13 protein-coding genes are annotated in these 11,921 nt (G+C 42.0%); 4 read left to right on the top strand and 9 right to left on the bottom strand.

The annotated features are described in order from the left end of the window. The first annotated feature begins 1 nt into the window (after position 1). The 4 genes from AC6UDC_RS01300 to AC6UDC_RS01285 all read left to right on the top strand — a co-directional run bounded on the left by AC6UDC_RS01300 (position 2) and on the right by AC6UDC_RS01285 (position 3,172). Entirely contained in the window at positions 2–1,051 is a 1,050-nt protein-coding gene (locus AC6UDC_RS01300; RefSeq protein WP_500695433.1) for an ABC transporter ATP-binding protein, read from the top strand. Beyond that, positions 1,044–1,958 (top strand): ABC transporter ATP-binding protein, encoded by a 915-nt coding sequence (locus AC6UDC_RS01295; protein WP_500698930.1) that lies wholly within the window; start codon positions 1,044–1,046, stop codon positions 1,956–1,958. Before AC6UDC_RS01300 ends, AC6UDC_RS01295 begins: the two co-directional genes overlap by 8 nt. A 144-nt stretch (positions 1,959–2,102) precedes the next feature. Continuing rightward, positions 2,103–2,495 carry a zinc-ribbon domain-containing protein gene (locus tag AC6UDC_RS01290; RefSeq protein ID WP_500693314.1) on the top strand — a complete coding sequence of 131 codons (393 nt, stop codon included), beginning with the start codon at positions 2,103–2,105 and terminating at the stop codon, positions 2,493–2,495. Between the two features lie 17 nt (positions 2,496–2,512). After that, on the top strand, positions 2,513–3,172 hold the full coding sequence (locus AC6UDC_RS01285) for a zinc-ribbon domain-containing protein (protein WP_500720917.1): 660 nt from the start codon (positions 2,513–2,515) through the stop codon (positions 3,170–3,172). 48 nt (positions 3,173–3,220) lie between these two features. Here AC6UDC_RS01285 and AC6UDC_RS01280 read toward each other — a convergent pair whose 3' ends face one another. The 9 genes from AC6UDC_RS01280 to AC6UDC_RS01240 all read right to left on the bottom strand — a co-directional run bounded on the left by AC6UDC_RS01280 (position 3,221) and on the right by AC6UDC_RS01240 (position 11,828). Beyond that, positions 3,221–3,853: a DUF805 domain-containing protein gene (locus tag AC6UDC_RS01280; RefSeq protein WP_500720915.1), complete on the bottom strand. Its 633-nt coding sequence runs from the start codon at positions 3,851–3,853 to the stop codon at positions 3,221–3,223. A 52-nt stretch (positions 3,854–3,905) separates the two neighbouring features. Then, positions 3,906–4,355: a zinc-ribbon domain-containing protein gene (locus AC6UDC_RS01275; RefSeq protein ID WP_500720913.1), complete on the bottom strand. Its 450-nt coding sequence runs from the start codon at positions 4,353–4,355 to the stop codon at positions 3,906–3,908. Between the two features lie 62 nt (positions 4,356–4,417). Beyond that, positions 4,418–5,191 carry a (S)-acetoin forming diacetyl reductase gene (locus AC6UDC_RS01270; protein WP_500706176.1) on the bottom strand — a complete coding sequence of 258 codons (774 nt, stop codon included), beginning with the start codon at positions 5,189–5,191 and terminating at the stop codon, positions 4,418–4,420. 175 nt (positions 5,192–5,366) lie between these two features. Continuing rightward, positions 5,367–6,206: a glycosyltransferase family 8 protein gene (locus AC6UDC_RS01265; protein ID WP_500706175.1), complete on the bottom strand. Its 840-nt coding sequence runs from the start codon at positions 6,204–6,206 to the stop codon at positions 5,367–5,369. Positions 6,207–6,313: 107 nt separating this feature from the next. After that, positions 6,314–7,717 carry an APC family permease gene (locus AC6UDC_RS01260; RefSeq protein ID WP_500693307.1) on the bottom strand — a complete coding sequence of 468 codons (1,404 nt, stop codon included), beginning with the start codon at positions 7,715–7,717 and terminating at the stop codon, positions 6,314–6,316. Between the two features lie 133 nt (positions 7,718–7,850). Next, the gene (locus tag AC6UDC_RS01255) at positions 7,851–8,786 is read right to left on the bottom strand and encodes a phosphoglycerate dehydrogenase (RefSeq protein WP_500707631.1); all 936 of its coding nucleotides are present in this window, start codon (positions 8,784–8,786) and stop codon (positions 7,851–7,853) included. Positions 8,787–8,805: 19 nt separating this feature from the next. Next, the gene (locus AC6UDC_RS01250; protein WP_500720910.1) at positions 8,806–9,771 is read right to left on the bottom strand and encodes a sugar kinase; all 966 of its coding nucleotides are present in this window, start codon (positions 9,769–9,771) and stop codon (positions 8,806–8,808) included. Positions 9,772–9,794: 23 nt separating this feature from the next. Further along, positions 9,795–11,081 (bottom strand): Na+/H+ antiporter NhaC family protein, encoded by a 1,287-nt coding sequence (locus AC6UDC_RS01245; protein ID WP_500708981.1) that lies wholly within the window; start codon positions 11,079–11,081, stop codon positions 9,795–9,797. Further along, a complete protein-coding gene (locus tag AC6UDC_RS01240; protein ID WP_500720908.1) occupies positions 11,082–11,828 on the bottom strand; it encodes a sugar phosphate isomerase/epimerase family protein in 747 nt (248 codons plus the stop codon). It lies immediately after the preceding gene. Between the last annotated feature and the right edge of the window lie 93 nt (positions 11,829–11,921).

Below are 11,921 nucleotides of genomic sequence, written 5' to 3'. Positions count from 1 at the left end.
GATGGCTCAAAAAGTTTTAGACGTTAAAAACCTGTCAATTGATTTTGCTACCTTAAACGGAACCGTGAAGGCCATTCGTGACGTTAGCTTTCACCTTGACAAGGGAGAAACGTTAGCGCTCGTTGGTGAATCTGGCTCAGGTAAGTCAATCACCGTGAGAACGATCATGCGTCTCCTAGCTGATAACGAAACCATCACCAACGGTACAATTGATTTTGAAGGCAAAGATATTTTAAAAGAATCCAAAAAACAAATGGACAAGATTCGTGGTGGCAAGATTGCCATGATTTCTCAGGATCCCATGACCTCACTGGACCCCACCATGAACATTGGTAATCAAGTGGCCGAACCACTACGAGTTCACGAGGGGATGTCCAAAGGAAAAGCCTTAAAGCGGGCGGCTGAGGTACTAGAAGAAGTCGGCATTCCCAACGCGAGAGAACGGATGCGCGACTATCCCCACCAATTTTCTGGTGGTCAACGACAAAGAATCGTGATTGCAATGGCTATTATTGACCATCCTGATGTTCTAATCGCCGACGAACCGACTACCGCATTGGACGTTACGGTTCAAGCTCAAATCATTAAGCTACTAAGAGAGTTAAAGGACAGAATTGGAACGTCGATTATCTTCATCACTCATGACTTAGGAGTGGTTGCCAACATCGCCGATCGAGTAGCCGTCATGTACGCCGGTAAGATTGTCGAGTATGGAACCGTTGACGACATTTTCTACAATCCACAACATCCCTACACGTGGGGACTACTTGATTCCATGCCAACTTTATCCATGAAGAGTGATCGATTAAACACGATTCCGGGTACCCCACCAAACTTGATTAATCCACCAAAGGGTGACGCTTTCTATGCCCGTAACAAGTACGCTTTAAAGATTGACCATGAACAACAACCACCCTTCTTCAAGGTCAGTGACAGTCACTACGCCGCCACCTGGTTGTTAGATAAGCGAGCTCCAAAGGTTACTCCACCAGAATCAATTCAAAAGCGTCAGGCTGAATTTAAGAAACGAGGTGAAAACGACCATGACTAAAAAGGACCCAATTGTTTCAGTTAAACATTTAAAACAATACTTTAACGTCGGTAAGCCCGACGAAGTTAAGGCCGTTGACGACATCTCATTCAACATTTATCCTGGCGAAACGCTAGGTTTGGTTGGTGAATCTGGTTCTGGTAAAAGTACGACCGGAAGAGACATCATTCGTTTATACGACCCAACTGATGGTGAAATTGACTTTGAGGGGCAAAACATCTCGAAGCTAAAACGCAAACAGATGAAAAACCTCCGAAGTCAGATGCAGATGATCTTTCAGGATCCGTATGCCTCACTGAACCCCCGAATGAAAGTGGAGGATATCATCGCCGAAGGCCTTGATATCAATCACCTGGTTAAAGATTCTGATGAACGAGATAACCGAGTTCGAGAGCTCCTTCACCTCGTTAACCTAAACGAAGAACATGCCAGTCGTTACCCCTACGAGTTCTCTGGTGGTCAGAGACAACGAATTGGAATCGCTAGAGCCCTAGCGGTTAAGCCGAAGTTCATCATCGCTGATGAACCAATTTCCGCCCTGGACGTTTCCGTTCAGGCTCAGGTCGTAAACCTAATGCAGGACATTCAAGAAAAAGAGGGTCTAACGTACCTATTCATCGCTCATGACCTTTCAATGGTGAAGTACATTAGTGACCGAATCGCCGTCATGTACGCTGGTAAAATCGTGGAAATGGCTGATACCGATGAGTTATACAACCATCCACTTCACAAGTACACCCAAAGCTTGTTGTCAGCAGTGCCAGTTCCTGACCCACACTCAGAGAAACAGCACAAGATTATCAAGTTCGACCACAGTCAACCATTTAAAGAAGACCAATACCTTCAGGAAGTCCGTCCTGGTCACTGGCTCTACTGTAGTGATGAGGAAGCCAAACAATACAAATAGCCGTTTCAAAAACGTTCGATTGAAAATAAATTCAGTCGAACGTTTTTTATTTCTCTTAATTCAGCCTTCAATTGCGGGAGTAACAAGGGAATGGTATTATTAATGTGAATAATGAATTCAATCACAAGATGGAGGCTTATCTCAATGAATAACACTAACGAAAAATTCTGCGTTAAATGTGGCAAGAAGATCCCAAAGGAAACAAAGTTCTGTCAGTATTGTGGTGCCAAACAACCAGAAATCAATTCGACCCCGCATAATGAGTCACAACCAAGTCCAGCAAGCATGCAACCCCAGACTACTAGCAATCAGGGCAATCCTGAAACCATCAGTACCCTTCTACTGGTGTTCGGTTGGATTTCCGCCGTTTTGTCGACCCTCTTTGTCCCCATCGTGTTTGGAATTATTGGAATTGTGCTTGGCGCAATCGAACTTAAATACCACCAAAATGCTGGAATTATTTTGATAATTGCGTCAGTCGTTTTGATGATCATTGGAATTATTTTCGGGATGGTCATGGGTTCACAAGTATTTTGAAAGTAGGATGAAATCTAATGAATAATACAAAGTTTTGTGTCAACTGTGGTAAAAAGATCAAAAAAGACGCGAGCTTTTGTCCGTATTGTGGAGTTGAGCAGCCCAAGACTACCCAGCAACAAACCAAAACCGCTCCGACTGAGAATTATCCCCAAAACAATAAAAGTAACTTGAAGAAACTGCTAGGTGGGATTGGAACCATTATCCTTGCCGTTATTTTCGGTTTGAATTTCTACTTTAGGGCGCGCCATGTTTTCCCTAATCAGGATACGAATGCTAATAGCGTGATTAAGTCGATTAATCACACAGCCCGTCCCGACAACGATGCACCAAATGGATTTTCATTAAGTGATGAACTTAGTGAAGCACATGCCACGTTAATGTATAATACGAAAGACAAATCATATAAATTTTACATAAAGCATCCAAACGATAAAAAGAATGCAAATTATGGTAGCTTCTACTTGATCAAGGCCAAATTACCACACCAAAATCAGTCATTTTACATGTATAAAGTTCTAAACAATGACGATTCTAACGAAGATCCTAAAAAACTCCCCTTACAATTAGCTAGTAGTCTCACTGATACTTTCCACCTAACTAAAACCGCTATTAATATCAATTGGGGAAATAATATGAAATCGGGAAAACACTTTGTTATGGGTCCACAACAATAATAGTTAGTAAAAAAAACACTGCCCATTAAGCAGTGTTTTTTTTACTAACTATTTTAATTTCTTCAAGTAGCTAACATCTGGTCCACCAAAGCGATTGCCTTCGTCCACAGAACTAAACAGCATGAAAATGAAAACAATGATACTTCCAACAAATGGAATCAGTTGTAACCACCAGAAACCAGCTGAATAATTGATGTCATGAAATCTACGACAGGTAGAAGTGATTTGTGCAATACCCGCGGCAACACCAAAAACAAGAAATGCAATTCCAATCAATATTGTAATCGCGTATGCCACCGAAGAATCTATACTACCGAACACAAACATCAAGAAATAAAAAGCAACTGTAATTAAACATACATCTAAGTATGACCACCAATACGACGCCCTGCTCATTCTTCCAGAAATATGAAACATGTTCCCAAATAAATCCTTAAACGATGTAATCATGTTAGGTGATGAATATTCAGAACGAATATCCGCTCCATTATCAGATTCTGGACGATAAGTCTGCTGCTCATTATTAGTTTCTTGATAACCATAATTAGCCTGTTGATTATCAGTGCTTTGATTACTTTGGGCATCAGCCATCTCGGGTTGAGCTTGACCGCAATAAGGACAGAATTTAACATCCGCCTTTAACAACTTGCCACAATTGGGACAGTGCTTGGTGTCATCCATCGTAAAACCTCCATAGTATGTATTTAAATCGATGTTAATGTAACATCTACTTTTATTTTACACTATTTGCCATATCAAAATAGGCGAAAATGAACATTTTTGAACTATCTCCGTCAATCTGAGTCTGAATTGCCAAGTTAAAGGCACCATCACAATTATTTTCTTTCACAATATCTCTAATTTTATTAAAAGCTTCCTGTTGAAAATCCCGCAAAATCTGATCATCATCTGGAATATAGTGGTCACTTAATGCCACTGACCCGTTTTGATTGAATTCATATCCATCAGGAATTGCACCAGCTGAAACAGGAATCACAATTTCAGGTTGACCCTCGTCTTGTTTTTCATTTGGGTCAACCTCAACAGTAGTTGTTTCCTCTTCCTGATTCATTTCTTCCAACTCATCAATAGTAGGTTGTTTGTACCCACATTTCGTACAGAACTTCACGTCAACTGGAATTTCAGCTCCACAGTTAGGACAAAACCTTGTTTTTAATACCATTTTTCTTTCACCTTTTCGTATGTATTAAAAGAACTCCAGCTAAAGCTAGAGTTCCGATCTATTTAGTTAAATACCATTCCACCATCAATTAACAATGACTGACCAGTCATGTAGTTAGAGTCAGGACCAGCTAAGAATGAAACACAGCCAGCCACGTCTTCAGGTTTTGAAAGTCGTTTCAAGGCAATGTTTTTTGCAAACTGTTCCATTCCCCATTCAAATGGTTTCCCGGCTTCATCAGCCACATTTTGGGCAATATCATTCATCATGGGAGTGACCACAATGCCAGGGCAGTATGCATTAACGGTAATCCCGTCATCGGCAAGTTCCTTGGCGGTTGTTTCAGTAATTCCTCTGATAGCGAACTTAGTTGAACCATAAACGGTCAAGTTCTCATTACCGGTCATCCCAGCTTGAGATGAAGCATTAATAATCTTACCGCAATGACCAAGTTCTTTGAATTTCTTAGCGGCAGCCTGAATTCCCCAAATAGTACCACCCACGTTAATTTTTTCGGCTTGTTCCAAGACCTCTGGAGTAACGGTCTGAATTGGTGTGGTTGGCGCAATTCCAGCGTTGTTCACAATCACGTTGAAGTCACCAAAATGTTTAGCGGCCTTTTCAACGGCTGCAAAAACTTCGTCACGATTGGCAACGTCAGCTTTAATGGCAATGGCGTCCCCATTGTCACTTTGAATCTCTTTAGCAACCTCTTCCACCTTATCCAAATGACGACCAACCAGTGCCACGGAAAAGCCATCTTTACTCAATCGTTTGGCAATAGCCTCTCCGATTCCTTGTCCAGCACCTGTCACTAGAGCCACTTTCTTATCCATCGTTCAATTTCCTCACTTACTATAATAATCAATCTTTATGTTAATTTTATCACAGCTAAATGCTTCTAAGATATAAAAAACGGAAAACTATTCTTAGTTTTCCATTCTTACTTATTAAATGCCAGTTCAAAAATAAATCATGATTACCCAGTATATAATCTATATATTTTGTATTTTAATTTAATTGATTGGTAACAATTTGTTGGTAATTAAGCCAAAGTGCTGTATACGGAGAATTACTATTAAGCTGCCATGGTTTGGGTTTACCACAGAAATGAATTATAACCGTATTTTTCATAACCCAATCAAGGTCTTCTTTTCCCCCACTACGAGTTAAATAATTTAAAGATTGACGCGCATCAAAATTCCAGATATCTTCAGAGATTTCCTTGGTATCATTGCCATATAAATAATTTAGAATATCTTGATCTGGTAAAATTAGATAATCATTGTACTTTTTAATAGTATCAATAATGTCTTGAAGCCTAATTTTTTTACGCATTTGATCCAAATCCATCACCATAACTCCTGAATTATAATAACCCCCATCGGTATCAAGACGTAGATTATTAATAGATCTCATCATGTCAGTGAGCCCTTTATGAACTGCAGCCGCAAACATTTTTCCATCTAAGGGGAGATTCCAAAGAGGTTGAATGTCGTTAATAACTAAAAGATCAGGATCCAAATAAATTACTTTTTTTAAATCTTTTGGTAGAACATTACCACATAACAATCTAAAATACATTTCTTTTGGATAATGATAAACACTTAAAAAAGAATCTGGAATTTTTAAATTTTGACCCGTTTGGATTGATTGAAGTTCCATATGTAGTTCACCAGCATAATTAATAAGTTGTTGATCATTTTCTGGTGTAAAATCAGCTTGTAAAACCCAAATTCTAAAATTAACATCTGGATTGTTAAGTCTAAGTGAATATAACATAATTTTTAATGGATTAATGTACCCTTGATTGATAGTTACAAGAATTTCAATTGGTTGTTTTGTAGTCATATTTTACTCCCATAATTTATTTGATATTATTTCACCACATTTGAATATATTTCTCAACAATTATGTATAAATAATGGGAAGCCATCTCACGGCTTCCCATTTATCAATTATTCTTCATTTTGCAATCGAGAATGATGAATCCCGTAGACAAAGTAGATCACAATTCCCAGTGCTAACCAACCAATTACCGCAATCTTGGTCACGTTCGGTAACATGATAATGAAGTAGATACTCATCAGTCCGGCTAGAATTGGCAGGTATGGGTAAAGTGGCATCTTGTAACCAGTATTCTTGATGTCCTTTCTTCGTCTCAATGGAATGATCCCAAATGAGATAAAAGCAAACGCAACCAAAGTTCCAGCGTTAATCAATGAAACTAGTTGAGTCAATGGAACAACTCCAGCAAAGATGGCCTGAATGATAACAGCCAACCAAACCGCGTAGGTTGGAATTCCAGTCTTGTGGTTAATCTTCCCCATTTTCTTAGAAATTAGTCCGTCACGTCCAAGCGAGTAAACCAGTCGGGAACTCCCGATGACCATGGTAACCATGGCGGTGAAGATTCCAAATAGCGCTCCAATCGTGATAGCCTTGTTCATAAAGTTCAGGTGCACCATGGAGAATGCCAAAGCGGCTGGATCGTCAACGTTTAGTAGTGAGTAATGAACCATTCCGGTCAGGACCAAAGAGAACCCGACGTATAGGACGGCCGCAATCAAAACGGTTCCAAGGATTCCCTTGGCCATATTCTTATTAGGATTAATGGTTTCAGCAGAGTTCGATGCCAACGCGTCAAAGCCCATGAAGGCAAAAAATACGGTCGCAGCGGCGGTCGAAATTCCACCTAAACCAAACGGTGGGGTGTGAAATTGCTTCGGGTAAAACGGAACGTAGTTACTTGACTTGATGTAAAAAACACCCACAACGATAAACAAAACAATGATGCCAATCTTGACCAGCACGGCAACGTTCTCAATCTTCTTGGAAAAATTAGTTCCCATTAAAGCGAGTAATCCAACTAACAGGGTAATGACAACGGCACTGATGTTGACGATGCCACCTTCCATTGGCCCACTTTGAAGAAACTTCGGAATGTTAATCCCAATGGCGGCTAAAATATTGTTATTAAAGTACGAAGCAAATCCAGTGGCCTCAGCGGAGACTGCCAAGAAGTACTCTAGGATTAGTCCCCAACCAAGAATCCACCCGATAATCTCGCCGTAAACGACGCTTCCAAAGGAGTATGCTGAACCAGCAACGGGCATCGCCGACGAAAACTCGGCATACGCCATACCCACGACCCCAGCTAAGATGGCAGCAAGCAAGAATGCCAGTGCGACTGCTGGTCCTGCGTGTAAAGCTGCTTCGTGTCCTGGAAGAATAAAGATCCCAGTTCCGACAACGGCTCCGACGCCCAGACCGATTAGATCTTTAGCGGTCAGTGTTCGCTTTAAGCCAGCATCGGCTTTGACGAAACTAGCAACCGATTCTTTCTTGAACATATTATGCATATGCATCACTCCTTTTCATTTGTATTGCATTGAATTGTACCGTGAAAAAAAGATGATGACAATTACTTTTTAAAGATTTTCTTAAATAAAAAAGAACTGAGACCATTGCATCCCAGTTCTTAATTAATTTTTTTTACTTTTTAACCGCCCACTGTGGTTGTTCACCCTTTAGGACTTTTACAATTTCACTGGCAGCGTCATGCGCCATCCGGTTCATGCATTCCACCGTGTTAGAGGCAATGTGCGGTGTCAACAAGACGTTATCCAGCTTGTAGAGTGGACTGTCCATTGGTAGCGGTTCAGAATCAAACACATCCAGGGCAGCGGCCTTAATTTCGTGACTCTTTAAAGCGTCGATTAGATCATTCGTATTAATGAGTGCTCCACGAGCCAAATTAATGAGAACCGCCGAGTTGTCCATCATCTCAAATTCACGTTTACCAACGCTTTGTTTAGTAGAGGGTAGCACTGGCATGTGTAAAGTGACGATATCTGAATCAGTAAAGATGGCATCGCGATTAACCGCTTTACCGTATTCAGAGTCTTCAGCATGTGGTGAATTGTAGATGACATTCATCCCCAGTCCACTCACCTTCTTAGCGACCATCTTGCCGATTCGGCCATAACCGAGAATTCCGAGGACCTTGCCTTCTAAATCAAAACCCATATGATCTTTCTTGTAGTTCCAGTTCCCCTTACGCATCTCGTGCGAATCATTGGTAACGTTCTTTGATACGTCAAAGATTTCGGCTAACGTCGTCTCCGCAACCGTTGAGGCATTGGCGAGCGGCGTAATTGTTACATATATGCCATGTTGTAACATAAAGGGAACATCGATATTGTCATAACCCACACCGTTTCTAGCAATGATTTTTAAGTTCGGCATCTTTTCAATGGTGTCATTTGGAAACGGGGTCGTGCCAATCAGGATGCCATAAGCATCGGCGGCCATGTCTAGCAACGTTGAAATCTTCTTGTCAGGTAATTCCACAACATCAAAGCCACTGTCTTTCAGTAGCTGTTTTCCATCTGGAGCCAAACTTGCTTGTACTGCAACTTTTTTAGCCATCATAATCTCTCCCATCTACTTACGATTCACTAACGTGTTCTTTTTTATAAAATTCATTTAATTCACTTGGAGTAGGATAGCCGTCGTTATCACCGGGCGTCTGAACTTGAAGCGCCCCAACGGCATTTCCCCGCATGACCGCACTCTTTAGATTTTTGCCCTCTAATAGTGCGGTAATTACCCCGAGTGCAAACCCATCACCGGCACCAACCGTGTCAACGACGTGATCGACCTTAAAACCGGAGACCGTGTATGAATCACCATCCTTGGTCTTCACATACGCACCATCAGGGCCCAACTTAATGAGCACCGCGTTCGTGCGTTCGCCATTTTGGAGGTAAAAGTCAGCGATTTTTTCCGGGTCATCACTTCCCATGAGGACCTTGCCCTCGTTTACACCTGGCATCACAATGTCAGCATTTTTAGCCAATTCGTTAATCGTCTTAATCATTCGATCATGATCACCCCACAGTCCGGGACGCAGGTTTGGATCAAACGTTATCTTGATTTCATTATTAATCAATCGGTCCATTAATGCACGATATGAGCCTTCCGCTTCAGCTGACAAAGCCGGGAAGATCCCCGTTAGATGAGCCATTTTAACATCGTCAAGATTAATCTCGTCAATTACATCTTGATTTAGATGAGAAGCGGCCGATCCCGTGCGATAGTTGAACGTCTGGGGATCACCGTGCGTCACCATCTGTTTCAATTGATGACCCGTCCAGTGATCGGGATCGTCTTTAACGTAGTCAATGCCAACACCGTGGTCGATAATCACGTCTTTGGCGTATTTACCCAGCGGATCGGTTCCTACCTGAGACACATACTGGGTGGAATGTCCCAGTCGTTTAGCACCAATGGCCACGTTTAGTTCTGCCCCTCCGAGGATTTTTAGATAGTGGGTCGAATCAGCTAAAGTAGCGTCAGGATCGGTTGAGGCGAACGTTACCACTGGTTCACCAATTGTCAGAAATTCACTCATAATTTTCACCTTTCTTTAATCATCTATCCGAAGAATAAGTACACTAATATTTCGTTTAAAATGGAGACAATCCACATGACCGGAACTCCCAGTTTCAACAGTTGCTGAGGACGAACCTTCATGTAGTCAAGACCCCAGACGTTCCATGACTGAGTGATATCAGTTGAAACCGCCATCAGGGTTGGAACGTACATTAATGGTAAGAGGAACATGTCGTTAAACATTCCAGTGGCGGAAAGGACGGCAGCCGTCGCAGCTCCTGCACCCCAGACTTGAAGTGGTCCTCTAAACAATGCTAAGGGAGCAAGAACTCCGATTCCAAGTGCTAGCAGTAAGTGACTGTTTGGCAGGATGGCGCTGAAGATTCCCTTGAAACGACCAGCGTTTAACTGAGCCGCCCCGGCAAACATAACCAGTGCCATCAAGAACATGATTAAGCCCGAAATGTCGTTAATGGACTGTTTAATCGTGGTATTAAGAAATTCTTTGAATTTTTTGTAGCCGTTCATCTTACCAGTCACAAGCATCGCTAGGATACTAGAAAGGATCAAGGCTGGAATGGCATCCCAGCCGAGCGCCATGTTCAAAATAACGGGAACAACTGGGATGGCGTACGCAATGTACGGAATCTTGTCGACGTCTCCTGGATCAGTTGCCCCGATTTTCTTCAGGTTGGCCTCGGCATTCTTTGGATTGAACGTGTGGCGTTTCATCACTAGGAACAAGATCACCGCGATTAGTTGCACCGCCATAGCAGCCCATCCAAACTCGAGGTAGTGCAGATTGTACTGAGCTTTGGGAAAGAAGGCCTTGATTTGGTTGAACAACACGACGTTAACGTACATGGCCGAACCAATCGACAAGGCAAACGTCGTTAGGGCCACATCTCGAGGAATCCCCAATGACAAGAGGATTGGTAACAAAATGACACCGATGGCAATGACCGAACCCACTCCGTAGGAACTAACAAACAGCAGGGCCGTAACTAAGACAATCAGGATGGCGGCTAGTAAGGGATGCGATTTTCCAACCTTATTCGTTTTCTGCGAAATCGATGGCGCAATGCCACTGTCAACCAGCACTCGTCCGAACCACGAACCAAAGACGATGTAGATAATCGTCGAACCGTACTTCAAGGCGGGCGTTGAGAAGACCGCCGTCAAAGCGGTGTGATATGGGATCAGACCAATGACGGTCCAAAGAATCGCCATGACAAAGAACCCAATGGTCAGGTCCCCACCCTTAACAATGTAAAAGATAAAGCCAGCAAAGGTAATCAGTAACAGAATTGCAATAATGGTATTCATCAGCTACATCACCTCATCTCTCAGCAACTTAACCTGACGTTCAACGTGTTCATCATCTTCCATCGGGAATTCAAGCGCCAAATCCGCCGTTTTCGGTAACTCGTTCAGGATGTTTTTCCAATCAAACATGCCGTCGTTTAGATCGTCCGCGGTCTGTAAGTCATCTTCGTCAAACTGGTTGACGTTCTTTAGATGAATGTAATCGGTATACTGGTACAAAGAATCAGCCGCATAGTCCGCACTTTGATGGGTAAACGCCCAGTTGCCAAGGTCGTACACGTACTTAATGGGCAGCCCATTCTTTTTCGCTTGGTTTAAAAAGTGTTTAACATTAGCCATTTTGCCACTCAATTTGGTTTGATCGTTTTCCACGTTCATTTGAATCTGATCGAGTGATAAACCATCAAACGCGTGAGCTAAGTCACCATGAAAAGCCCTGAAGTTTCCCACGTTAAATTTAATTTTAGTAATTCCCATTCGTTGCCCCTCGTTGAAGTACTGCTTCAATTTCGGATTAACCGAACCATCCTTTAAAAACAGCTCATCGGGAACACTATAATTAACAAGGAGTCCCGTTCTCAATCTGGCATTATCAATCTCATCTAGTTCCTTTGAAAAATCCTTGATGTATTCTCGTCGAACTTCAATTCCGTCAACGTTCATTTGTTTCACGCGCGGGAATAACGCTGCCTGACTCGTACCGGCCTCGATGTCATTTACAAAGATCCATGTGTTTAAAAATAATCGCATCAGTATCCACTCCTTTGTCTATTTGATAACGCTTTCATATTGATATTTATGGTAAACGTTTACATAAAAGTAGTCAATACTGTTTGGCAATCT

The organism is Fructilactobacillus sp. X7R7C1 (assembly GCF_059901065.1).
Note: the sequence above shows the minus strand (reverse complement) of the source record. Positions and strands in the feature narration are given on the sequence as shown.